Origin of the sequence: Filimonas lacunae (assembly GCF_002355595.1) — a bacterium.
GTDB lineage: Bacteria > Bacteroidota > Bacteroidia > Chitinophagales > Chitinophagaceae > Filimonas > Filimonas lacunae.
On sequence record NZ_AP017422.1, the window covers coordinates 3,353,825 to 3,379,117 of the forward strand.

The 25,293-nt window shown below is 47.9% G+C and carries 13 protein-coding genes; 2 read left to right on the forward strand and 11 right to left on the reverse strand.

Annotated elements, in window-relative coordinates; translation table 11 throughout:
- Positions 1–58: 58 nt before the first annotated feature.
- The 11 genes from FLA_RS13425 to FLA_RS13475 form a co-directional block, all read right to left on the reverse strand.
- Positions 59–883 (reverse strand): hypothetical protein, encoded by an 825-nt coding sequence (locus FLA_RS13425; protein WP_076382709.1) that lies wholly within the window; start codon positions 881–883, stop codon positions 59–61.
- The gene (locus tag FLA_RS13430) at positions 884–1,768 is read right to left on the reverse strand and encodes a DUF488 domain-containing protein (protein ID WP_076382708.1); all 885 of its coding nucleotides are present in this window, start codon (positions 1,766–1,768) and stop codon (positions 884–886) included.
- A gap of 160 nt (positions 1,769–1,928) precedes the next feature.
- On the reverse strand, positions 1,929–3,305 hold the full coding sequence (locus FLA_RS13435; protein ID WP_076382707.1) for a glycoside hydrolase family 43 protein: 1,377 nt from the start codon (positions 3,303–3,305) through the stop codon (positions 1,929–1,931).
- A 4-nt stretch (positions 3,306–3,309) separates the two neighbouring features.
- Positions 3,310–4,356 (reverse strand): DUF5627 domain-containing protein, encoded by a 1,047-nt coding sequence (locus FLA_RS13440; RefSeq protein ID WP_197705893.1) that lies wholly within the window; start codon positions 4,354–4,356, stop codon positions 3,310–3,312.
- 32 nt (positions 4,357–4,388) lie between these two features.
- Complete coding sequence (locus FLA_RS13445) at positions 4,389–6,161, reverse strand: RagB/SusD family nutrient uptake outer membrane protein (protein ID WP_076382706.1); 1,773 nt, start codon at positions 6,159–6,161, stop codon at positions 4,389–4,391.
- 22 nt (positions 6,162–6,183) lie between these two features.
- Positions 6,184–9,039 (reverse strand): SusC/RagA family TonB-linked outer membrane protein, encoded by a 2,856-nt coding sequence (locus tag FLA_RS13450; protein ID WP_076382705.1) that lies wholly within the window; start codon positions 9,037–9,039, stop codon positions 6,184–6,186.
- Between the two features lie 21 nt (positions 9,040–9,060).
- Entirely contained in the window at positions 9,061–10,956 is a 1,896-nt protein-coding gene (locus tag FLA_RS13455) for a RagB/SusD family nutrient uptake outer membrane protein (protein WP_076382704.1), read from the reverse strand.
- Between the two features lie 12 nt (positions 10,957–10,968).
- Positions 10,969–14,100, reverse strand: coding sequence for a SusC/RagA family TonB-linked outer membrane protein (locus tag FLA_RS13460; protein ID WP_076382703.1), 3,132 nt, complete (start codon positions 14,098–14,100; stop codon positions 10,969–10,971).
- Between the two features lie 319 nt (positions 14,101–14,419).
- Positions 14,420–16,165 carry a glycoside hydrolase family 43 protein gene (locus FLA_RS13465; RefSeq protein WP_197705894.1) on the reverse strand — a complete coding sequence of 582 codons (1,746 nt, stop codon included), beginning with the start codon at positions 16,163–16,165 and terminating at the stop codon, positions 14,420–14,422.
- Positions 16,166–16,176: 11 nt separating this feature from the next.
- On the reverse strand, positions 16,177–17,073 hold the full coding sequence (locus FLA_RS13470) for a sialate O-acetylesterase (RefSeq protein ID WP_084206558.1): 897 nt from the start codon (positions 17,071–17,073) through the stop codon (positions 16,177–16,179).
- A gap of 121 nt (positions 17,074–17,194) precedes the next feature.
- Positions 17,195–21,277 (reverse strand): hybrid sensor histidine kinase/response regulator transcription factor, encoded by a 4,083-nt coding sequence (locus FLA_RS13475; RefSeq protein ID WP_096511008.1) that lies wholly within the window; start codon positions 21,275–21,277, stop codon positions 17,195–17,197.
- Positions 21,278–21,453: 176 nt separating this feature from the next.
- Between FLA_RS13475 and FLA_RS13480 the strand changes: the two genes are divergently transcribed.
- A complete protein-coding gene (locus FLA_RS13480; RefSeq protein WP_076382701.1) occupies positions 21,454–22,026 on the forward strand; it encodes an RNA polymerase sigma factor in 573 nt (190 codons plus the stop codon).
- A gap of 135 nt (positions 22,027–22,161) precedes the next feature.
- On the forward strand, positions 22,162–25,293 hold the full coding sequence (locus FLA_RS13485) for a SusC/RagA family TonB-linked outer membrane protein (RefSeq protein ID WP_076382700.1): 3,132 nt from the start codon (positions 22,162–22,164) through the stop codon (positions 25,291–25,293).

Below are 25,293 nucleotides of genomic sequence, written 5' to 3' on the forward strand. Positions count from 1 at the left end.
TTGCTTTTTATATACTTATTTTCACTACCAGGCATATACGCAATAAAGCAATTACAATTTAAAAAAGGCTTTGCTGCAATTCTTTTTTAGGATGAAAAGTACCTATAATGATAAATGGATTATGCGAGGTATAATGGTGTAGCTGTGTGGTACCCAGGTAAAAGAACAAGTCCTTGGTTTTGGCAAAATCATCCATATACTTCGCCCGTACATCAGCAATGGCCTTAGTTTCATCTTTATGTTTATCCAAACAATTCCAGTATAACTGACCTATTTCCCAATCTTCTATCATCAGGCAGCTTTGCTTCCCTTCCACATCTTCAAACAGATACGAAAACTTGTAGGGCAACTTACGTACTACCTGGAACATATCTTCTTCTACTTCCTGTTTAAACAAGTCCATCTGACTTCTCAAATGAACCAGCTTTTTCATTTTATCCTTATCCCAGTCTCTATCTACTTCCTCTATTTTAAAATCCAACACCCGTGTAGGTTTAAACACCGCAAAAGAAGTGGATATACTCTTATCTTTTGCTTCTGCAATTAATTCTGAAAGATTATAGTGAACCTTACCCAATACAGCTTGCTTACGAATAGCCCAGTTGCTGGCAGTGTCTACTTTATCAATAATCTTAATAGGTGTATCGTGAGAGAAGGGCCGGTAGCTTTCAGGTCTGAAATCACTTTCGTTTTTCACTAAGTCCATTTCAATCCAATCGTACTTACTGTATTTTTCTGCGAAAGTCTTCTTCCGAAAAGCAATAGGATAAATTCTTATCCATGAACCATCTTCTCTAAAACCGGCAGTACAAACAAGTTCATCATATTTAGCAGAAATGCTGGGGTACGTTTTTACGGTGATTAACACTTTGGTTAATGGCATCTATATATGTTTTACTTCATATGTGAAGCCCGGCAATTTTTCAATTGCCTCTGCCAGGTGTTTTCTATGACACTGACAAATATTGGCTTCAAAGCACGTTAATGCAATACGTTGGTATTGCTGAAGTAATTTAAATATATTATTCTGAGTAGAGGAAGTTTTTGTGAGATTATTTCTACGATAAGTGTCAAAAAGAACATCGTAGTCAGACTGTGTAACCAGCTCCTGCCGCTGATCTGACTGGATACCTACCTCTGGAAAATGCATATATTCAATCTGTAAGCTTTCGCAATAACGCTTGAGTTGGTTCTTATTAAAACCAAACTTCATACTTAAAGGATTGCAACGCACGTCTACTAATACACGAACATCATTTTTTAGTAATCTGTTCAAATATTCTTCCAGAGAAATACCTTCATAACCTATAGTAAACAACACTGTATCGTTTCGCTCAGGCCTGGTGGCTTTTACCTTATCCATTTCTTCCATTGAAAGAATTTTGGCTGCCTTAATACTATTGGTAGCCCAATAAGGATAATTAACATAGGTATGCTTCATCAGCGCATCGGCATTCATTTTACCGTAGAGCCGGTGAACATCTGACAGTATTTTTTTATCTGTTTCTTTCAGCAGCTTTAGATAATCAGTATTATCCAAACGGGAAAAATGTGTTTCAGTTTCGGCCAGTTGCCCCTTTCCTACCATAGCAGTCATATCTGCATTGGCCGAATAGGAAAAACAGCCAAACTTGTAAGGAACAAAATCATATTCGGTTTTCTGCTGCTTACTGGTAAATAAGAACAACAGCTTTTGCAGCCTGATCTTTTCCAGCTCACCATCGAATAACTGAATTAATGCTAATATAACTTTGCGCCTGTAGAACATCCGGCAAAACTAACCCATTTCACCCGGTTGGCAATAACGCGACAGAACGCATGCCGGCACTTACTTTATGTACAAATGCCTGTATACATTTATATACAGGCATTTGCTAATACAACCAGGAACCTGGATTTACCCTCTTTCCTGTAACAAAGACTCCGCGTTACTGCTCAAACTTCCAGTAATCAAAATTATACAGCTTACGCCCCGCTGTAATATTCTGCCCTTTAAAAGCAAAGAATACATCATGCACACCGGTAACAGGTACCACCACTTTTTCAGTAAAGGCTTGCCAGTTTTGCCAGCCGCCGGTGCGGGACACGATGATGCTGGCGAGTTTGGTGCCCCCTACACTATCTGCATATACTTCCAGTATACCGCCGGCCAGGCCTGCGGCTATAGAAGCAGTAAAACTTTTGGGTGGTGTTTTGCCAAAATCAACATTACGTACACGCAGATAACCGCCGGTGCGGATGTCAGATACATATACGCCCGTATGCTCATCCTGGTCGGTGCTACAGTTTTCGGCCTTGGCACTGGTTTCTGCTTCTACCCGTTTGTAGGGGTTGATAACGCCCACTGGGGCCGGGCCATCGGCGGAAATGCTGATAGCGGGAATGGTGCCGTCTGCATGGTAGGTAAAAGATTCTATAGCGGTGGAGCGGCCGAAGCTACCACCCCCTTTGAGCAGGGCGTTATGGTAGAACAAGTATGATTTTCCTTTAAAGTCAATGATGCCTCCGTGGTTGGTAAAGCTGTTGGTGGGCTGCTTGCTCATTATTTTGCCCTTGTACTCCCAGGGGCCGGTGGGATTCGCGCTGGTGGCGTAGGATAAGCATTCGGTGCGGTTTTCCATGCCGGCGTACATCATATAGTACTGCTGCTTGCGTTTGTAAAACCAGGGGCCTTCTACAAACATATCCTGGGGAGCATCGCCACTACCCCTTACGCCACCAAAGGCGGCTGCGGTTTGAGGCACTTCTGTTATATCGCCGGTGTAGGATATCATATCCTTGTTTAGCTTTACATAAAACAGGTGGCCGTTGCCCCAATATAGATAAGCTTGTCCATCGCTATCTATATGCACGGTGGGGTCAATGTTACTCCAATTAGGAGTAGCGATAAGCGGTTTGCCCAGCGCATCTTTAAAAGGGCCGGTGGGCGAATCACCTACAGCCACACCAATGGCCATATTGTTATCCTTCGATTGTGCACAGATGTACCAGTAAAACTTACCGTTGCGCTCAATACACTGTGCAGCCCAGGCGCGGTCTACCGCCCAGGAGAACGACTCCAGGGATATAGGCGAGCCGTGATCTGTCCAGTTCACCATATCGGCGGTGGAATATACACGCCATTTGGTCATGTAATAAAAAGGATAACCCGGTATGTCATCACCGGTGTACAGGTATACACTGTCTTTCCGTACCATCGGTGCGGGGTCGGGCGTGTAATGGGTTTGAATAACCGGGTTGTTTTGCGCCTGTGCGCTCCCTACGGAGCAACACAGGGCAACTGTCAAAGGAAATAGTTTTTTCATATTATTATTGCTTCACTACAGGTGTAAGGTATTCCGGTACAATGCCCCGGTCGCGCATTACAAGGGTATCTTTAGATACAATCTGCATCAGTGGGTGATCGATGGTGTATTCCAGGTACAAAGCATCGCGGTCTTTCGCGCCCCAGCTGTTCTTCTCTCCTTTCTTCACAAACTTACCGGTGCCGGTGGCGGTATAGCCACTGCCGGAGGCAGATATGATGCAGTTTTCGTTTTTGGCATCAAAGCTCAGCAGTACGTTCATGTTTACGTTCTGGCCGGCGGTGTTTTTAAATACCAGCGGCAGTTCCACACTGCTTAATGATTTGGTGGTGGTAGATTTTACTTCATCCTGCTCTACATACTGCTTTCTGCGGCTAAAGGTGCCATCCAGTGCACTGTTGCCGGGTTTGCCGGTAATTACGTCTACCCCTCTGCGAAGGTAGTTGCCATGCCAGGGATTTACAAACTTTACGGTATAGATAACAAAGTCGCGTGGTTTCACCACCCAGTTGCCATCAATACAACGGTTGGGGTTGGCTACCGATGCGGTGCCGCGCAGGATGGAATCTGCTCCCTGCACATCCTTCATCAACAGCGGTATGGCGTAGGTATTGGTAAGCGACAGCGGATCAGCAAAAAACGCATCTGTCAGCTGCACCTCCACACCCCCGAGTATGTTTCCGGGGGTGATGTTTATTTTGTTAGATGCCAGAGTATAGTAGTTAGCAGGCATGGCCTGTACTTTAGCGCCGGCAGCACTGTAATACAGGTTGTTCAGCAGCGATGCATCCACATCAAAATCTATGGTCACATTCTTCTGGTTATCCCTGGTGCCGCCCAACGTAGCTTTAATGCTCACTTTATGCTCATTATCCAGCGAGTTATCTACAATCAGGTCTTCGCCCAGCACCACCGTTCTGGCGGGGAACTGCGTGGAAAAATAAACGGTCTGGTACACAAAATCCGGCTGGGTAACATCCTGGTTCTTGTTGCAACCGGCCAGTGCCCCTGCGGCAACCGCCAGCCATGCAAAAGTTTTATACATATTCATATTTAATTACAATTAGTGATGATTGAAAGCGTTTACTGCCATCCTTTGTTCTGCACCAGGTTGTTATACTTCAGCACCTCTGAAAAAGGTATAGGGCCGTAATACATGAAATCCTGGTATGTGCGAAGTTCCACGTTTAAGGGGGTGTAGCTGGTACCATTCACGTTCATGCCACGTGCGGTCTCATTCAGAGGCGCTTTCCAGCGGCGCAGATCCCAGAAACGGAAGCTTTCAAAGCTCAGCTCCAGGCGGCGTTCGTTGCGTATCAGTTCCCGCATTTTAACAACATCCCCCTTGCACTCTTCCAGGTAAGCATCCCCATTACCTGCCCCTACACCTGCGCGGCTGCGTATTCTTTTAATGATGTCGTACGCAGAATAACTGTGGCTGCCGGTACCGGTTGGCCCCCAGGCTTCATTAGCCGCTTCGGCATAGGCCAGGTATATTTCTGTATAGCGGATGCGTGGGTTGTAACGGTTTTTACCACTGATAGAAGCCGGGTTACGGTTTACATCCATCCGCAGGCGTTTCTTCATATAGTAACCGGTGCGGGTAGAAGTTTCCCTTACGTTGATGCCGTTATCAGTGCCGGAATTGCTGCCGGTAAGGATCACAGAATTACTTACCCCGGCTGTTGCACCGTTGTAGATGATATAGGCCGTTAAACGCGGATCTCTTGATTTATAGGGATTCGCCGCATCGTACTGGCTGCTGTTATGACTGATGGGATACCCATTGGCCATAGGAAAAGCATCTACCAGGTTTTGCGTAGGGTTCATAGCGCCGTTGCCAAACAGTGTAGGCGGAAAGTTGGCTGCTTCCTGGTCGCCGTTGCCGGTTTGTATGTTTTCGCGCCAGATAATTTCAGAGGGGTTGTTGCCACCGCTGAGGCCGTCAATATCCGCCGCATTGGCATAGTAGGTATAACCGTTGGCAGGCAGGGAACTTACACCGCCTTTGTAATCAATGATTGCGCTGGCTAAGTCTGCTGCGTTGGCCCAGGTAACAGAATTAGAGGCGTGCTGAAAACCGGGACTCGCCGCCAGCAGCGCCGTTCTGGCACGGAAGGCTTTGGCAATAAGTCCGTTGAACAACTGGCGGGAGTACTGTCCCATCACACGGTTGTACACGGCTGTTTTTTGCGTAGCCACTTTAAATTTGTCCGGTATCTGGTTTACGTTACTCAGGTCGGAGTACTCTATAGGCAGATTGGCTTCGGCACTATCCAGGTCTTTATAAATCTGCTGCACACAGGCGGCAAAAGTAGCGCGCGGCATATTGTAGTTACCGGATGCAGCCGTTTGCATTTCGGTAATGATAGGTACACCCATCAGCTGACCATCGGCAGAAAAACCACCGTGGTTGCGCAGCAGAAAGTACATATACAACGCACGCAGGCCATAGGCCTCGCCTTTCATACGCATTTTAAACAACACCGCTGCTTCCGGATCGGCCGCCCAGTTTACCTTGTCGGCGTTGGCCAGAAACAGGTTTACATATTGCATGGCGCCGTAGGATGGGTTCCATACCGATACAGGGCTGTTCGCTGCCGTCCACGATCCCGTAGCCATTTGCAGGTAACCATCGTTGCGTTGGTTGGTTACCGCATCATCGGTAGCATATTCACTGTTATCATAATAAGCAGGAATGGAGCGGTACGCATTCATCAGGAAGCCTTGTGCGTAGTTGGGATCAGTATACATCTGCTCCACAGATTTGAGGTTTTCCTCATCCGGGGTCAGCATTTTTTTACAGGCGGTGCCGGTAAGTACCGCTGCCCCCAGTATAGCCAAATAAAGTTTCATATAGCCGTGCTTTATTAGTTCGTTAAAAAGAAGCCCTGATACCCAGGTTATAAAAGCGGTATTGCGGGGCGGTTCCAATATTCGTTTCCATCAGCTTGCGTTCTTTCGATAGTACCAGCAGGTTATCGCCCAGCACGTATACACTCAGGCCATGGATAACAGAATTTTTAAACAGATCGTTATTGAAGTCGTAGGTAAGCTGTACCCGACTCAGGTTAAAACGATTGGTTTTATACATCCAGAAGGTAGAGTTTTGGTAGTTGTTGTTACCGGCAGTAGTGGTCAGGCGCGGATAGTCAGCCGTGTTTTTGGTGGCTTCTGTCCAGCGACCCCATACGGCATCCGAAAATTTGCTGGTACCTCTTACCCAGTAGTACGAACTGTTTTTAAAACCAATAGCGCCGGTTTGTCCGCTGGCCAGTGCAAACAATGTAAAATGTCTCCACTTAACAGTAAGGTTTATACCGTAGTTGAAAGGGTTGGCAGCCCAGCCGTTGCGGCCCAGGTTTACCTGGTCTTTACCATCTACCACGCCATCGTTGTTTACATCACGGTATTTAATATCACCAGGCTTTAACGTACCACCAAAGGTTTGGCGGGCATGACCATCAATATCTGCCTGATCCTGGAAGAAGCCATCGCTGATATAACCCCAGTACGCATCCAGGGCTTTGCCTGCACGGTTCTGGTAAGCATCCAGGTAAATTTCATCACGGCGTACCGCTGTTGAATTAAACACCATACCGGTTACGCCTATAGAGTACTGTACCTCTCCTAACTTACGGTTCAGGTTTACCGCAAAGTCAACACCGGTACGTCTGTCGTTATTGTAATTCAACCACGGGCGGAAATCACCGTTACCACTAAACCAGGAAGGATACGTAAGCACGCCCCTGGTAAGTAGGCCATTGGTGTTCTGGCGGAAATAGTTTACATCCATAGTAATAGCGCCTTTTAATAAAGAAGCTTCTAAACCTACCCGGAATTCGTTCCTGCGCACAAAGGTGAAATCAGGATTGGTACCCTGACCAGAGATAGAAGTAAAGCCGCCGGAAGCACCATCGCGCCATGGATACCAGCCACCGAGCTGACCGTTATTGCCATAATAACCCTGGTACAGGTAGTAATCGGTAGGTGTAGTGCCATCCGGCCGGAAACCGGTAATATCCAGATCCTGCTTAATATTGGCATAAGAAGCGTTCAGCTTCAGATTGTCCACAAAGGTCACCTTGTTCTTGAAGAAAGCCTCATCGCTGATGCGCCAGCCCACCGTAACAGTAGGTGACAGTGCATTGCGTTTACCCGGCGGCATTTTGGCAGAGTGCACCACCGCTGCTGAGAAGTCAACGTAATAGCGCTTTTTAAAGTTATAGCCTGCCTGAAAGCCCAGGTTGGTATTGCGTATAGGGTGATAGGTACTACCGCCATTGTTATCAGCATCGCTGGAAAACTGCGTAAGGTACCACCAGCCCAGCAAGGTTCCGGTAATATTATGGTTAGAAGCAAAAGTGCGGTCGTAATTAAACTGCGAGCGTAAGCTCATGGTTTGCGTATACGCCGTTTGCCCTACATATTCGTTGGTAGAACTGAGGTCGTTATTGTATTTGCGCAGGGAAGTAATTACATCCTTACCATCTACGGTAGCCCAGGTAGGTTCGTAGGTAGCATAACTTACCTGGTAAGCTTCGGAATATAACGAGGTATAATCCATGCTGTACACGGTTTTAAACTTCAGCCCTTTTACAGCACTGCCCAAATCCGCCGTAGCGCCTACATTATACATCAGCGTTCTGTTACGGGTTTTGATATACCCCGCAGCCAGGTTATCTGCAAACGCATTGGTCTGGTCGGTGGATATACCACCCAGCAGGTATTGCCCGTCAATCAGGTGGTTACTGTTATCGGCAATGGTTTTTAAGCCTGCATTACCCGCACTGAACATGCTGATGGGGATAAAGGGTGAAAACCAGTTGGGACGCATAGTAGCCGAAGCCCCCCAGAAGTTGCCCCTGCCTGTATAATTGTTATTGAAAATAGCTACCGCATCGGTGCTGGCAGTAAGCCAGCTGGTGAGGTTCATATCCACATTGGCGCGGATATTAAAATTGAAATCATTATTCTTTTTCTGCTCACCAAAATTCATGATACTGTTGTTGTACGATGCACCAAAGTTGGTGTAGTAGCGTGCAAACTCATTACCGCCCGATATTTCGGTGGTAACATCCTGCCGCGTATACGCCTTTTTAAGGTAAGCGGAGTTGAAGAAATCCACATCCGGATAGCGGTACGGGTTGGTTCCCGCAGCTGTGGCATTGATCTGATCCTGCGTGTAACGTTCGGCAACGCCATCATTACGGCTGGCCTCGTTATACAACGTCATATAATCAGCTGCCTTCAGGTAGGAAGGATAGGCTTTGGGAAAGAACCAGCCGGAGTTGGCACGCACATCAATACTTAAAGGCTTTACTGTACCGCGCTTGGTGGTAATCAGCACTACCCCTTTGGAGGCATTGCTGCCATACAGTACCACCGAGCTGGCCCCTTTGAGTATGGTAATGGTTTCAATTTCTACCGGGCGCACATCTGTAGCGCGGCGGGGTATACCATCTACCAGTATCAGCGGCGCCTGGCCCCATATATTGCCGGTATAGCCACCCACCAGGCTTTGCAGGTTGTCCAGGCTATACGTTGCATAATTTTTCTTTAATAGTTCGGTAACGTTAATGGAGGTTACAGCGCCCGGTAAGTCTTCCCGCGCCACTGTTTTAAAAGCCACGTTTACGAGGCTGTCTTTATTTGTCTGCGCCTTTATTGCCGCTGAATGCAGCATTGAAGCAGCAAACAGCAGGCAGCAGGCCCTTATATTTTTGATGTTCATTGTTACTGTTCGTTTTGAAGTTTACCAACCTGGATTCTGCTTAAATTCCGGATACATGTTCACATCGCTTATCAGGAACGGAAACCAGTAATGTCTTTGTCCCAGTTGTCTTTCAAACAGCACTTTTTCGCGGAAGTTGTTCACTTTTGCGGTTCTGGGGCTCTCGTATATTTCTGCATTAGGCGTGGCGCGGTCAAAATCAATACCCTTTTTTAGTGTATAAGGGCGCTCGGTTAACAGCAGCCAGCGGCGCAGATCGTTAAAGCGGTGGCCTTCAAATGCCAGCTCTACCGCACGTTCGCGGCGGTATTCACTGCGGAAGGCATCCTGTGAACCTAAAAACTTAGCAGCTACATGGCCTACGCCCAGCCCCGGACGGTCTCTTACAAAGTTCACCGCATCTACCGCGGTTTTGCTGTAGTTGGTGGCCTGGCCGGTAGGTGAATTATTGCCTTCAGAAGCCGCTTCTGCATACAGCAGGTACACATCCGACAAGCGTAGCAGGCTTAATACAAACGTGTTGTTTTCGCGATAACCATCCCAGTCGTTCGTGAGCTTAGAGCACAGCTTGGAGTTCATATAACCCGTAAACACCGCTTTGGTGGAGTAGTCGGTACGGAAAAAACCTCCTGTATACAAACTCGCATACTGGCGAAACTGGTTGTTTCCCACGTTGGCGGCGTTGTTTACACATTTTTCTCCGTCAATCATAATGTCGTTATAAAAGCGGGGATCTCTGTTTCTCCAGGGATATTCCGGGGTGTAACCGCTTTCAGCATCAGCAACAGCAGGGTCGGTAATAGGCAGCCCGTTGGCCATGCCGTAATAATCCACATAGTTGGCAGTGGGATATACTTTAATACCGGAAGCGTTAATGGTCATAGGGCGGTAATCGTTCACCTGGTTCCAGCGGAAGCGGCCAGCAGCTTCTGCCAGGTTTTCCATAAAAATGGCTTCTTTTAAACCGGGTATCTTACCGTTCTGATTAAAGGTGTAGAAGAGTTGGGGGTAGTTGGCAAAATTAGCCAGTTCGTACCTCTTGGTACTCTCTATCAGTGTAAGGGCCTGGCCAAATACTTCCGCTGCTTTTTTACAGTAGTCTGCATTATAGTTGCTGTTGCCGGTAGATTCGCGGTTCATTAACGGGCTACCTGCATACAACAGGTTTTTACCCAGGAAACACAGCGCCATAATTTTATTGATGCGGAAGTTGTTGTTACCCGTAGTTTGTGCACCGGCAGTGGTTTGATCCCAATCTATTGGCAGCAGATCCGCTGCCTTCTGTAAATCGGCCGCTACTTTTTCCGCGGTAGCCTGGTAGCTTAAGCGGGGCAGTTTAGGCGTCTGATCGGTAGGCAATACCAGGTCTATATAAGGCAGGCCACCCCAATACTGCATTAACATAAAATGATACCAGCCACGGAAGAAATACAGCTGACCGGCAATCAGGTTCTTTTCTTCATCGGTAGCCTCGTTCAGCAGCCCCAGGTTGGCAATACCTATGTTAGCTTTACGGATGGCATACCAGGATAAGCCCCACAGGTTACCCTTATCGCCACGTACCTGGCTGCTGGGAACACCACCGTTTTTAAACCACGAGCCAAAGATGGCCGTGTTCCAGCCCCAGTAATCGCCCTGGTCTATATTATACGCCAGCACCCTGGTTTCGGTAGGCTCCCACATGTCTTCATCGCCAAAGTTCCAGTTGTTGTGCGAGCCAATGCCGGTAAGCAGGGGAATAGCACTGTACAGCTCTTCGGTAAAACCCTGGAAGTTGCGAAAATCTTTAAAAGCCTGCTTATCGCTGATGTCGGTAAGGGGCGATTTATCTAAATATTTATTACAGGAACCCAGGCCCACTGCTACGGCAAGCAATAGTGTGCAGGGCAAACATATCGTTGTAAAAAACTTTTTCATTGTACTTATAGTTTATAAGTTAATGTCAATACCCACGTTATAGCGTTTCATGGTAGGGTAAGCGCCAAAGGCGGCACTGCCGGAGAAGTTGCTTTCCCGGTCATCTGGCATTTTCGTCCACAAGGCCAGGTTGTTACCGTTCACATACAGTCTGCATGTTTTCACACCCAGGCGGTTAATAGCTTTACCACTGAAGGTGTAGCCTATCTCCGCATTCTTTAAACGCAGGTAAGAGCCATCAAACAGGTAACGGGTACCATTGCCACCGGCAGGCATAAGTGTGCTGTAACGGGGTAGCGGAATCTGTCCACCTGCATCCTTTGTCCAGTAAGTACCTTCCACAAAAGCAACGTTAGAGCCCGAGTAGGTGTTAAAGGTGGGAAAGTCTACATAGCGGGTTACATTGTTTACACCATACAGTTGCACAAACACGCTAAAGCCTTTCCACTCCGCTCCTATGCTCATGCTGTAAGTGTTTTGTGGCGAGCTGCTGTATTGATAAGGAGCCTGATCGTAGTTATCAATAATACCATCACCGTTATAGTCTACGATATTATAGTCGCCTGCAAACTTGGCGTTGTTGTTGGCATTGCGTTGGGTGCTGCCATAAATATCATCCCAGCTTTGAATGTAGCCATTGTTCAGGAAAGAGCGGTTCTGGCCCAGCGCCCATCCGGCCTGCTGTTGATAAGCGGGTAATAATTCCGGATCATCGCGAAAGATCACTTTATTTACCGCGTGGGTAAAGTTGGTATTGGCCCATATATGAAAGCCACCGCGGAAAGTATGACTTAAACGCAGTTCTGCTTCATACCCTTTACCGGAAACGCGGCCCAGGTTGGCTTTGGGTGCAGCCACCCCAAAATAGGTAGGGATTGCGCGTGAGCCACCATCTATAATAACATCGCGTCTTTCATCTTTAAACACATCCACACTACCCGCAATCTCTCCATCCAGTAAACTGTACTCTACGCCCAGGTTACGCTTTTCCACGGTTTCCCAGCTAATGTTGGGGTTGCCTAACTGGGTAATATTGTAAAAGGTATACGGAGTGTTTACAATGGGGCTACCCATTTGCGCGTTGCCACCAAACGACCACTGATCTTTGTACAGCCAGCGGCCACTTACGTTATCATCCCCCACCTTACCCCAGGAAGCGCGCAGCTTCAACTGATCTATAAAAGGCAGGTGATCTTTTACAAAAGATTCGTTGCTTATCATCCAGCCGCCCGAAAAGGAAGGGAAGAAAGCAAAACGATACGCAGGCCCGAATTTTTCCGAACCGTTATAAGCGCCGTTGGTTTCTAAAAAGTATTTGTTATTGTAGTTATAGGTAAGACGGAAAACCCAGTCTTCTCTAAAGCGGTAGAACTCGCTGCCGGTAGCATATTTCTCCCGTTGCAACAAGGCAAGTGCCGATACATCATGCTTGCCAAAGCGGCGGGCATAGTTCAATTGCAGCATGTAGTTCAGGCGACGGTACGTAGCTCCTTTATCCACCGAACCGGCGGCAATAGACCAGCGCACCATATCGGTATAATCCAGCTGGGTACCACTGTTAATGGGCTGCTCGTATACCACCAAACCAGATCCAGGATCAATCCATTTACGTTGCGGGCCGTTGTATAAATCGTTAATGCCACGGCCTGTTTCAGAGAAAGTATTATCCAGTGAGATACTGCCTCTCGCGCTCAGCCCTTTGGTAATCATATTCAGCTCCTGCTGCAATACAAAATCGGTAGTCAGCTGCGTGCTGGTTCTTTTTTCCAGGCCGGATACCGCCAGGTTGTAAACAGAGTTAGGCACATCGGCATTACGGGGGGAATAGAAACCAAACGTACCATCGGAATACACCGGGCGCATCGCTTCCGGTGAAGTACGGTAGGCACTTGCCCAGTAAGAGGCATCGCCATCCGCCGCACCCCAGGGCACTTTACGTACGCCATTGGAACCAAATATGCGCGTAGTGAATTTGGTGCTTTTGGTAAGATTGAAATCGAGGTTACTGCGTACGTTGGTACGGCTGTAACCGTAACCACTCTGGTAGCCCCTGTTGTTCTGGAAGGTTCTGAACAAATCGCCCTCATACGTATAGTCCACCCCGGCAAAGTAAGTCACGAACTTAGAGCCGCCTGATACACTGGCGCTGGTGTTGTACGATTTGGTGTTGCTTTTAAACAACTCTTTCTGCCAGTCTACGTTAGGGTACCTGTCCCACTCCTCCGCATTGGCCGGGTGGCGGTATTTATCAATAATGGCCAGTGGCATATAAGCCGTCCACGCGCTGGGCGTACTGGGCAGCTCGCGTTCAATTACCTGGTTTTTGAGTAACAATGCATCATACGCATCTAATTTAGCGGGTAATTTGGAAACAGTTTTCACCGTAACGTTACTACGAATACGAATGGTAGCCTTGCCTTCCTTGCCTTTTTTGGTGGTGATTAATATAACGCCGTTTGCGCCTTTTACCCCATACACTGCGGTAGCGGAGGCATCTTTTAAAATAGAAATGCTTTCTACCGAAGCAATATCAATAGCCCCCAACGCACCGGGACGTTCTACCCCATCTACCAGAATCAGCGGCGAGCTGTTGTTCCAGGTAGTTTGCGCGCGAATCAGTATCTGCGGTGTTTCTGCACCAGGCATACCGGTAGAGGCAGTAGTTACCAGGCCGGGCAGGTTACCGGTTAAGGCCATACCCAGGTTGCTTACGCCCCCCGTGCGTTCCAGCACCTTGCCGGTAGTTTGGCTAATGGCGCCTACTACACTGGCTTTTTTCTGCTGGCCATAGCCTACCACAATAATATCTTCCAGGTTGGCAGCCGCATCTTTTAAAGATAATACCAGGTCTTCCTGGTTATCGGCGGTCATTTCCAGGGTGGATTTGCCTACATGGCTTATTTCCAGCACCTGTTTCCCGACAGGTACTGATATCGTAAATTTTCCATCCTTATTGGTTTTGGTGATAGTGCCCTTTCCCTTCACCCTTACGGTGGCATCTGCCAGGGGTTGGTTCTGGGCATCGTAAACAGTTCCTTTAATAGTTCGGGCATTTTGTGCAAACCCGGCGCAACAGCATAGCAAGGCTGACAGCACCAGTAAGCACATAGGTAGTCCCTTCAGCAGCGGCAATCTGAAAGTCATAATGAGCTTTTTAAAGTTCGGAATGTGGTTTAAGAAAGAGAATCCGGTAATGATCACCGGTGGCAAAAATGGGCAAAGGACATGGCAAGTCCTTGCATAAGCATTGTTTCGGTTTCATACTGCAATCGTTTAATCAATACATGAGGCTGTGTTATACAGCATAAACAAAAGTAGAGTGAGCACCGGGTGCTGTATGTTCCAAATCGCTAAAAAAATAGCACGTATGTCTATGAATACATGCAAAACGGCTATGTTTTGTGGAAACAAAAGCATAGCCGTTTGAGTAATGTACCAGGCCCTCCGGCACTGGTAACAGGTATTAAGGAATCAGTACATCATTGGCCGAGGTGGCATATAAACCTATCAGCGCGCCGGTAAACCCTCCAGCCACATCGGTAGATAATATATCGCCGGAAACAGTACCGCCTACGGAGGTAAACTGCTCATTATCCATAGCATAGCTAAAGGTATAGGCATCACCTTTGGCAGCTACTTTTAAACGGATATCGCCCTGGGCGGCTATTTTAACGCTGCCCAGTAGGGTAGATTCACCGTTCGCCGTTTTTTCCAGCACCAGGTACCGGTCGCTGCCTTTGGTGGTAACGCCAAAAACAAAGTTGTATGTCTCTTTCTGGTAACAGACAATACCCGCCAGTTCCTTTTCGCTGCGTGGCGCATAGCTCAGCTTTACCGTAGCATCAAAGCTGGCGTGTTGCTGGCGGTAAAATAGTGTGGAGGTGGGTCCGGTAGCTTTAATGGTTACCGGAAATGGCTGAATGGTTACCCCGTTTTTGCCGGTAGTGATAAAGTTTTCGCGCGCACCTCTTACACCTATCCAACGAAAGTCGGGCTTGGCTGCTGTTAAATCATCTTTGAAAGTGAAATTACCATTGGCCAGGAAACCATTCTGTCCCTGCTGGTTCACCACACCGGCTGGCATTTTAATAGCGGGTTTCAAAGGCACCAGGCCGTTTTCAAACACCGGAAACTCGCCGCTCCAATCTACAGGCAGCATAAAAGTTTCCCTGCCGGTATTCACCCGGTTTTTATCATTGGGGCGAACAGCCAGGAACACCGCATAGTACTTGCCACCAGGGCCTTCTACCAAATCCGCATGTCCTGCCCAGTCTACTTTGTTGGCCCTGTCCTTCGGAAAATAACGCTGGGTAAGTATGGGGTTATTATTGGCAGGCACAAAAGGGCCTTTAGCATCATTGCTTACAAAAATCACTTCACTGTGCCAGCCACCGGTGCCCCCTTCGGCACACATCAGGTAATAACGGCCGTTCTTCTTATACAAATGCGGGCCTTCAATCCAGATAGGCTTCTGTGTAATGTCTACACCACCATCTACAATCACTTTATCGGTACCGGGAATGATGGCATCCTTTTCCAGGTCGTACTCCCATATCTTAATACAACGGTGCCCATTGTACAGCGCTTTGGGCGGTGCATCGTTATGTACAATATAAGCCTTGCCGTTGTCATCAAAAAACAGCGATGGATCTATGCCGTCAAATTGCAGCTTGATAGGATCGCTCCATCCTTTGGCAGGGTCTTGCGTTTTCACCACCATATTCCCTATGCCTCCTGCAATTTGAGTGGTGATCATGTAAAATGTATTGTTATACTTGTTGTACTTGATATCAGGAGCATAGATACCGGCGGAGATACCCGCCTTTTCCACCTTCAGCTGCGAAGGCCTGTCCAGCACATGCCCCAGCTGTTTCCAGTTCACCAGGTCGTTGGAATGAAAGATAGGCACACCGGGCACCATAGAAAAAGAAGAGTTAACCAGGTAGTAATCATCTCCCTTGCGGGTAATGCTGGGATCCGGGTAACAACCCTGTAAAACGGGACTGTAAAACTCACCTTCTTTTAACGGATGATCTTTATAGATCTGATCATCGCCCTGGTATACAAACTGGGTAAATACAGGCTGGTTGTTAACGGGTGCCTGCTTTTTCTTCTGTGCCTGCGCGCCCGAACCCAGTAGCATGGCCAATGCCAGCATATACGCAGAAGTTTTTTTTCCGCTAAGGGTAGTAACTGAAAATTGCATCATTATAATTATTCTTATTTAGTTGTGTTGGTAAGTGGGCTGTAAGGCGGGGCCTGCTGCGCGTTACCCGTGTATAGTAAGGATAGCATGGTGGCTGCATAACGTGCGCCCAGTGTGCGGTAGCCTGCTGCATTAAAATGCAGGTTATCACCCGCCACCCCGCAGCCCTTGGATGAAATTACATGTGCCGTGGGTATTACCTGTGGCAGTGTGGCTATAATGCCATTCATAGCGGCGCATTTACCGTTCTGCTCAGCATGCACCACCTCGCCTGCCAGTAAGGGAACCTCAGCTGCATTCAGCCCCAGATCGTGCAGCAGGTTTTCATATACTTTTTTCACTTTGCCCGGCCAGGTACTGTCGTTGGTGTTAGATTCGCCCTGGTGCAGCAGTATGCCTTTAATTACGCCATCGCGCTGCGCCAGTTTAGCCATCTCTACCAGCCGGCCATAAGGATTGTTAGCATATTCCTTTGCCATGTTCTTCAGCCAGTCCGGTGCAGAAGCAATGTAGCCGGCATAATTCTCTTTATCAAACAATTCTATTTTACAACCACCTACTGCCACCATTACCACGCCTACGCGGTTACGGGCCGGCAGGTGAGCCAGCATTTCCCGGCCAAAATAATCTGCCGGGGTAAGGCCCGTGCGGCAACGGCATAAAGGTGGCCGGGCCGTGTACCACTGCCCCATGTTCCTGTTAAGGTCAGGGCAATCCACCGCACTCATCATTCTAAAACGATTGCTCACGATAGTATCCTGTGGCTCAAAGCGGGCATTGCCTTCCATGTTAGATTGCCCAAGGCATAAATAAATATGAAAGCTGGTATCCTGTGCGCGGGCAGCAGTAATAAAAAGCATTACGCTTAACAAGGCAAAGCAACGAAAAAAGGCAGTGGATGATTTTGGCATATAGCAATGATTATAGCCAAAACTACACTGGCCCCACCTCAACAGAGGAGAACAAATGATGAAAAGAATAGCACAAATGTTAAACATACTTTGATCTTCCATCATATACCGCTGATACCTGCTAATTCGCCGGTTTTCGTTTTTGAGCAATGTATTCTGTAGGCGACATGTTATACTTTGCCTTAAAGGCCCGGGCAAAATAGTTGGGGGTTACAAAGCCCACAGCGTACCCGATCTCGGCCACCCGCATATCGCTGTTTTCCAGCATAGCCGCCGCCTTGTTCAGCCGCACCGAGCGGATATATTCCACAGGTGTTTCACCGGTAAGCTCCATCAGTTTATTATACAGGGTAGCCCTGCTCATGAACAGGTATTTGGCCAGCTGCTCTACCGACAACTTTTCATCTTCCATATTCTCTTCTATGTAACGGTTTATTTTCAGCAGCAGCTTTTCGTTCTCTCGTTCTACCAGAGCCGGTGGTGTAGCCACCTCTACCCGTTTGGTATAGGTTTCTTTTAAACGCTGGTTCAGCGATGCCAGGTTACGGATTTTCACTATCAGTATCCCGGGACTAAAAGGCTTGGTAAGATAATCGCTGGCGCCTGTTTGCAATCCCTTTAGCTGATGCGCATCGCCGGTAAGGGCAGTAAGCAGTATAATGGGAATATGTGTGGTACGTTTATCCTCCCTTATTTTTTTACTCAGCGTAATGCCATCCATGTAAGGCATGGTAATATCACTTACTATTACCTGCGGATGGCAGGCCAATGCTTTCTGCCATCCTTCCTTACCATCTGCCGCTTCTATCACTTTGTAGTAGGGAGTAAGCTGGTTGCGCAAAAAGGTGCGGTAATCCTCGCTATCTTCAATCAGCAACACGGTAAGCCATTCATCCGGTGGCAGCAGGGTTTCAGCCACCGGGGCGGGCTCCTCCTGCTCACCTGCAGCATCCCGCGCCACGAATGATAGCGGTGCATTAACAGGCGCTTGCTGCAATAAGGGCAGGTGTACGATAAACGCACTGCCTTTGCCATATTCGCTGTGCACGGCTATACTACCACCATGCAGCTTTACAAACTCACGCGTAATAGACAATCCAATGCCACTACCCTGGTTCATAATATCCGCACGTGTTTCACCCTGGAAAAAGCGATCAAAAATGCGGCGCTGCTCTTCTGCCGTCATACCTTGCCCGTTATCAGCTACTGTAATAGCAATGCCACTGTCCTGTTCCTGCAGCAGCAGGCTTACCATGCCGTTATCGCGGGTAAACTTAAAGGCATTGCCCAGCAGGTTAAAAAGCACGCGTTCTATCTTGTCTTTATCAAACGAAGTGTAATAGGTTTCTAAAGCGGTATGAAAACTGAACCGGATATTACGGCGTTCTGCCAGGTCGCGAAACGATTCTGCCGCTTCTCTTACAAAGCTTACCAGGTCGCCGGGTTGTGCATGCAGCAACAGTTCCTGCTCTTCCGGGTTGCGAATATCCAGTAACTGGTTCACCAGGTTCAGCAGCCGGCGTGTATTCCTGCGCACCATCGACAGCTGGCTTTTTTTCTCCGGGTCATATTCTTTATCCAGCAAAGCCTGCACCGGCCCTGCTATCAGTGATATAGGGGTACGAAACTCGTGGCTGAGATTGGTAAGGAATTGAATCTTGCCCTCATCAAACGCACGTTGCCTTTCTGCTTCTTTGCGCTCTTCTTCTATCAGCTGATGAATGCGCCTGCGCTCCTGCTCGGCTGCAAATTTTTGCTTTAATCGTTGAATACCCCGGTGCCGTATACCCCACAGTAAACCGGCAGCCAGCAGTATATAGGCACACCAGGCATACCCGGTGCGCCAGAAAGGCGGTGTAATGATAATGCGGATAGAAGCTGCAGGCGTAGTCCAGTCTCCGTTAGCATTATAGGCTTTTACCAGCAGCGTGTACTCGCCAGGGTCCAGGTTGGTAAACACAGCGGCCTGACTGGCTCCCACTGCATTCCACGATTTATCAAAACCCAGTAACTGATACAGGTAACGGCATTCATCGGGACTGGTAAAATCCAGTACAGTAAACGCCAGGGAAAAGTTTTGTTTGTAACGCAGCTTTATTTCCTGTGCCACAGAAATATTGCTGCTAATGGGGCTATGCCCGCCCGGGGCCACATCGTTATTATCTACCTTCAGCCCGGTAAATATCACCGCAGGCACATTGTGGTTATAATGCAGCCTTGCAGGATGAAAGAAGTTAAACCCATCCAGCCCGCCAAAAAAGAACACGCCTTCCCGGGAAATAAAGCCTGCCCCCATAGCAAAAGCACTTCCCTGTAATCCATTATCTGTAGTAAAATTCTTACACTTTTGTGTGGCTGTATCCCATGAACTGATACCCTTGTTGGTGCTGCACCAGAGCGTGCCTGTGCTATCTGCCAGTATTTTGGCTATTACGTTATTGGCCAGCCCTTCCCTGGTGGTATAGATAGCAAAACTGTTTTTCCGGAAGTCCAGCCTGCAAAGTCCACGTCCCCCCGTTCCTGCCCATAGTACGCCGTTTTTGCCCGGTAACAGGGTTTGTACTTCATCCACCGGCAGGTTACCAGACTGGTAGCGGCCATACGTACGAAAGGTGGCAGTAGCGGCATCATACATATCCACACCCCTGCCGGGTGCTGCTATCCATATCCTGCCTTCCGCATCTTCCTGTATATCGCGTATAAAGCCCCTTTCGGGTACCTTATCGCCATTAACCTTACCCACATAATCCTTCAATGCTACAAACACCTGCCTGGCGGGTACATACACCTGCACGCCTTTCCCGTTGTTGCCTATCCATACATGACCCTGCCGGTCTTTACGAAGGCAGAACACCTCATCGCTCAACAGGCCCGATACGCCATCCCCTGTTGTGTAATGCCGTATGGCGCCGGTGATGGTATTGAGTACATAAATACCCTGCATATAAGTGGCTATCCAAAGCTCCTCATTCACCCTTTCCATCGCTAATATGGTTAAAGGTGACTGCCCAATGGGTATACGGGTAAACAAGCCGGTGCTGTAATGATATAAGTGCAAACCACCGCCATCTGTGCCCACATAAACATTGCCTTCATTTGCAGCAGCAAAAGCAGTTACCTTAGGCGCGCTGAGTCCCTGCGGATCAAAGGGATTACTACGCACAAGGTCAAAAGCCGTGAGGTTGCGGTCGTATTTATTCATACCGCTTTGAAAAGTACCTATCCAGTAAATACCCTTTTTATCAATGAAAATACTTCTTACCGAGCTGCCTTGCAAACTGTACTGGTTACGCGGATTTACGGGTATATGACGCACATTGCCTGATACTGGTTCCAGTATGTCCAGCCCTTTCTCTGTACCTATCCATATTTTACCATCCCCGTCATGGGCAGTTTTATAAATACGATCACTGCTGAGGTTGTTACCCGCTGCTCCACCGGTATTATAATTGCGAAAATGGGTACTTCCCGGCAACAGCTGGTTCAATCCACCATCAATGGTGCCAAACCATACATTCCCTTTTGCATCTTCGCTGATGCTTTTAACAGCCAAACGCCACTGCGCCCTGTTAGCAATGCCGCCGGTATATAATGTAAACTGATCCTGTGCAGGCAGGTACAGGTATAAACCTTCATTGGTGCCAAACCACAAACGCCCCTGGCTATCTTCCAATATGCTCAGGAACATGGCAGCGGGTAAATGGGTACTGCTGCTGTCTTCCATGAAGTAATACCTTGTTTTACCCGATGCCGGATTGTACTTAAACAAACCGGAATAACCGCCGAACCAGTAATTACCGTTGTGATCGCGGCACATGGCACGAACGGAAGCACCACGTGTAATATCGGTATTCATAAAAGCATCCCTGGTGCGGTTGTACAGCGATACTCCTTTATTGGTACCTATCCACAAATTGCCGCTGGCATCTTCCATCAGTTCCAATACTGCATTAGAGCGGATAGAAGCGGTATCTGACGAATTATGATTGTAATTGGTAAAGTGAGTGCCATCGTAACGGCTTAAACCATCGTCTGTGGCAAACCACATATAACCCCACTTGTCTTTTAATACAGCATTAACGGTATTGGCCGAAAGGCCATCCTTGCTGCTCAGATGAATAAAATGCAGGCTATCCTGTCGGGCATAGCAGGTATATATACCAAAGGTGAGAACTATAAGCAGGATCGGGCGACAAACAATCATTCCTATAAGTATTTCATAAAACAGGCAAAGGGCATCCAAACCCACCCTTTATTGCAATCGATTGCTAATTTAAGTATTTATCTGTAAAATGCGGCATAATACCTATAAATTAGAAATAAAGACAACCGGATGTAACCGATTACATAAAACTCCTATCTTTAACGGGAGATGCTGCCATGACCACTGACTTTGCTTATATCAAAACTATTCAGCAACGCATTGCCAATAACAACGATATGAAAGCCTATGAGGCTTTGTATAAGTTATTGTTTCCTTCTTTGTTCCGTTTCAGTTTTTCCTTTGTAAAAAGCCATGAGGCTGCAGAAGAGATTGTATCCGATACTTTTATAAAAGTATGGCAGCAGGCAGCCCAACTTAACCACATCCATAATTTAAAAGCGTACCTGTTTACACTCACTAAAAATCTTTCTATTAATTATGTAACACGCTGCGATAAGCATATACTCTATACCATTGACGATTTTACCTATGACCACAGTATCACCTGGCAGCACCCGGAAGATATTTTTATATCCGGCGAAGCGATCAGAAAAATCAACCAGGCCATCCATAGTCTCCCATCCCAATGCCGTATTATCTTTCAGCTGGTAAAGCTGGAAGGCCTCACTTACCAGGAAGCTGCTGATGTACTGGGGCTTTCGCTGCCTACCGTACGCAACCAGGTTACCATAGGCATGAAAAAATTACTGCAATCGTTACCAGCATTTCAGTTCACGGTACCCGTTTGAGGCGAAGAAGGGTAATACAATTTGTACAGAATCTTACAGTGGTTATTATTGGAAGTTTCCGCGGGTTAAAGCGGTTATTATTGTACTCTCTACACTTTCTGTATAAAGTGCATTTAACTACCAAAGGCTTGCGATATGAACAAAAAAGACTTACTCACTCTCCTGCTATCTGTGCTGTTTTGTACAGTGGCAGTAGCCCAAAACGTCACGGGCAAAGTAACAGATTCCTCGGGAAAAGCTGTTGCAGCCGCAACAGTAGCCGTTAAAGGTTCCAACAAAAAAGTGACTACCAACGAAGAAGGCCGGTTTACGATTGCTGCATCCGGCAAAGATGTTTTACAGATTTCTTTTGTAGGCTTTGCCACGCAGGAAGTGGCATTGAATGGCCGCACCACCCTGAGCGTAAGCTTGCAGCAAGAGGTGGCCGACAACCTGGACAATGTAATTGTTGTAGCCCTGGGCATGAAACGGCAGGCCAAAAAGCTGGGCTACTCTGCTGAAACCGTTAAGGTGGATGAAATGAAGCAAAACCGTACTACCAATGTGATGGGTGCGCTGGAAGGCAAGGTGGCCGGGCTGGATATATCGCCGCCAACAGCGGGTACCGGCGCCAGCACTAAAATACGTTTGCGGGGCCAGAGTGCTTTTGCAGGTGCTACCAACTCACCGCTCATTGTCATCAACGGTTTACCGATGGATCAGGGTGCCCGCGGTGCAGACGGCAACAACTCTATTGACCTGGGCGATAACATGCAGCAGATTAACCCGGATGATATTGAAAGCATGACCGTATTAAAAGGAGCTACGGCTGCTGCCCTGTATGGCTCCCGCGCGGCAAACGGCGCTATCATTATCACCACCAAAAACGGCAGCAAGGCAAAAGGACTGGGGGTGGAATATAACCTGAACTACTCGGCAGACCAGGTGCTGGACTTTACCGACTTTCAGTATGAGTATGGCCAGGGCCAGGGCGGTAAAAAGCCCACTACACAGGGGGAAGCCATTACCACAGGCCAGTTTGGCTGGGGCGCAAAATACGATGGTGTGCCTACCGTGCAGTTTGATGGTGTGGCCAGGCCCTATGTAGCCCACCGCAACCGTATTAAAGAATTTTACAGAACCGGCCGCTCTGTCATCAATACGGTGGCCCTTTCCGGCGGCAACGGGCAAAGCAGTTTCCGGGCTTCTTATTCTAACCAGAACGTGCAGGGCATCTCCCCTAACAACGATTATAAGAAGCGCATTTTTAACCTGGGCGTAAACCATAAACTCAGCAACCAGTTATCATTGCAGGTAAACATCAACTATACCAACGAGGTCAACAATAATCCGCCACAGGTAGGTGCCCAGGGCGATGGCGCTCCCAACTTTTTATACCGCATGTCTAATTCCATAGGGCTGGATGTGCTGAAGGAGAAGGCGGTAACACCAACGGGTACAGAAACACAGACCTCCGGTTTTCAAACCACACTCATCAATCCGTACTTCCTGATGCCCCGCCAGTTTATCATTAACAAGCGGGACAGGATACTGGGTACGGCCACTCTCCGTTATGATATTACCAAGTGGTTGTATGCACAGGGCCGTGTAAATATGGACTATGGTGTAAACCTGCTGGAGCGCAACCGTCCTACCGGCACCGGCAGCTCAACCCCGCTTAACTCGGCAGGCACGGGCTTTAACGGTACTTACAGCATTGCCCAGGGCACAGCACGGCAAATGAACTCCGACTTCCTCATCGGCGCCAACCATGCGTTTAAAGACTTTACGGTCGATCTCAGTGCCGGCGGCAACATTTACACCGTGCTCAACCGCAACTCTGTACTCAGCGTGGTAGACTTTATCGTACGCGATCTCTATTCTTTTGAAAACGGGTTAACCAAATCAGACCCGGATAACCTTACCCGTCACGATTATTACCGCGAGCAGGTAAACTCACTCTACGCTTTTGCAGAGCTGGGTTATAAAAACATGCTGTTTTTAAACATCACGGGCCGTAACGATTGGTTTACCGTGCTTAACCCCAAAAACAACAGCTACTTCTACCCCAGTTTCAGCGGTAGTTTTGTGTTTTCTGAGCTTACCAAAAACCTGCCCTGGCTTAACTATGGTAAACTACGCGCTTCTTACGCCAGCGTAGGTAGTGCCAATGGTATCGGCGCTTTTACCGGTTTACTTACCTACGGCATATTGCCTAATACCTTCAATGGCCTTAGTTTGGGTAATATACCCGGTGCCAATAGTCCTAACCCGCTGCTCAAGCCCTTTAGTGTAAGAGAAAAGGAAATAGGCCTGGAACTGAAAATGTTTAACAACCGGGTAAACCTGGATGTGGCTGCTTACGATAAGCAAACCCGCGATCAGATCATTACCGTAGCCATTTCCAATGCTTCCGGCTATGATGGCACGCCGCTGAACCTGGGCTCGTTGCAAAACCGGGGCCTGGAATTCATGCTGGAACTGGTGCCTATACGTCATAAAAACTTTAGCTGGAGCAGTTCGTTCAACACCGCCATCAACAGCACCAAAGTGCTGGCGCTTGCCCCCGGTCAGCAGCGGCAGGTGGTTACCACTTTCTCCGGTAACGAGTTTATAGGCTCGCTGGTGTACGAGGTGGGTAAACCCCTGAACCAGCTGGCCGCCAAAACCTATTTAAGAAACGACAAGGGCCAGATTGTATTAAACTCCACAGGCGGCCTACAGGCCAACACCGGCGCTGATGTATTGTTTGGCAGCGCATTGCCCAAAGCCACCGGTGGCTGGAACAACACGTTCCGTTATAAAAACCTGAGTCTGTTGGTACATATCGATTATAAGGCCGGTGGTAAAATACTCTCATCCACCGCGCTTAACGGGCTGCGCCAGGGCCATACCAAAGCTTCGCTGGTGGGCCGCGAGGGCGGCGTAGTGTTTAATGGTGTGCAGGCAGATGGCACCAACAACAACAAAGCAGTAGACCCGCAAACATTCTATACACAATACCGTAACCAGCAGATTGCCGATCCGTTTGTATTCAAAAGCGATTTTATCAAACTGCGGAACATTACACTGAGCTACGACCTTACCCGCGTAGTAGGCGACAAGGTGAAGTTTGTAAAAGGGCTGATTCTTTCTGCTACCTGCCGCAATGTGGCCATTATTAAAAAATACCTGCCCGATCTGGATCCGGAAGCCTTTGCTTCCTCCGGCGATAACCGTGTAGGGTACGAACAAACCACGCTGCCTACCACACGCAACTATGGTATTAACCTGAATGTGAAATTCTAA

Excerpts from the sequence above, each read along its gene's own strand:
- FLA_RS13425 (WP_076382709.1), bottom strand. The coding sequence starts at position 883 with ATGCCATTAACCAAAGTGTTAATCACCGTAAAAACGTACCCCAGCATT.
- FLA_RS13430 (WP_076382708.1), bottom strand. The coding sequence starts at position 1,768 with ATGTTCTACAGGCGCAAAGTTATATTAGCATTAATTCAGTTATTCGAT.
- FLA_RS13435 (WP_076382707.1), bottom strand. The coding sequence starts at position 3,305 with ATGAAAAAACTATTTCCTTTGACAGTTGCCCTGTGTTGCTCCGTAGGG.
- FLA_RS13440 (WP_197705893.1), bottom strand. The coding sequence starts at position 4,356 with ATGAATATGTATAAAACTTTTGCATGGCTGGCGGTTGCCGCAGGGGCA.
- FLA_RS13445 (WP_076382706.1), bottom strand. The coding sequence starts at position 6,161 with ATGAAACTTTATTTGGCTATACTGGGGGCAGCGGTACTTACCGGCACC.
- FLA_RS13450 (WP_076382705.1), bottom strand. The coding sequence starts at position 9,039 with ATGAACATCAAAAATATAAGGGCCTGCTGCCTGCTGTTTGCTGCTTCA.
- FLA_RS13455 (WP_076382704.1), bottom strand. The coding sequence starts at position 10,956 with ATGAAAAAGTTTTTTACAACGATATGTTTGCCCTGCACACTATTGCTT.
- FLA_RS13460 (WP_076382703.1), bottom strand. The coding sequence starts at position 14,100 with ATGACTTTCAGATTGCCGCTGCTGAAGGGACTACCTATGTGCTTACTG.
- FLA_RS13465 (WP_197705894.1), bottom strand. The coding sequence starts at position 16,165 with ATGATGCAATTTTCAGTTACTACCCTTAGCGGAAAAAAAACTTCTGCG.
- FLA_RS13470 (WP_084206558.1), bottom strand. The coding sequence starts at position 17,073 with ATGCCAAAATCATCCACTGCCTTTTTTCGTTGCTTTGCCTTGTTAAGC.
- FLA_RS13475 (WP_096511008.1), bottom strand. The coding sequence starts at position 21,277 with ATGATTGTTTGTCGCCCGATCCTGCTTATAGTTCTCACCTTTGGTATA.
- FLA_RS13480 (WP_076382701.1), top strand. The coding sequence starts at position 21,454 with ATGACCACTGACTTTGCTTATATCAAAACTATTCAGCAACGCATTGCC.
- FLA_RS13485 (WP_076382700.1), top strand. The coding sequence starts at position 22,162 with ATGAACAAAAAAGACTTACTCACTCTCCTGCTATCTGTGCTGTTTTGT.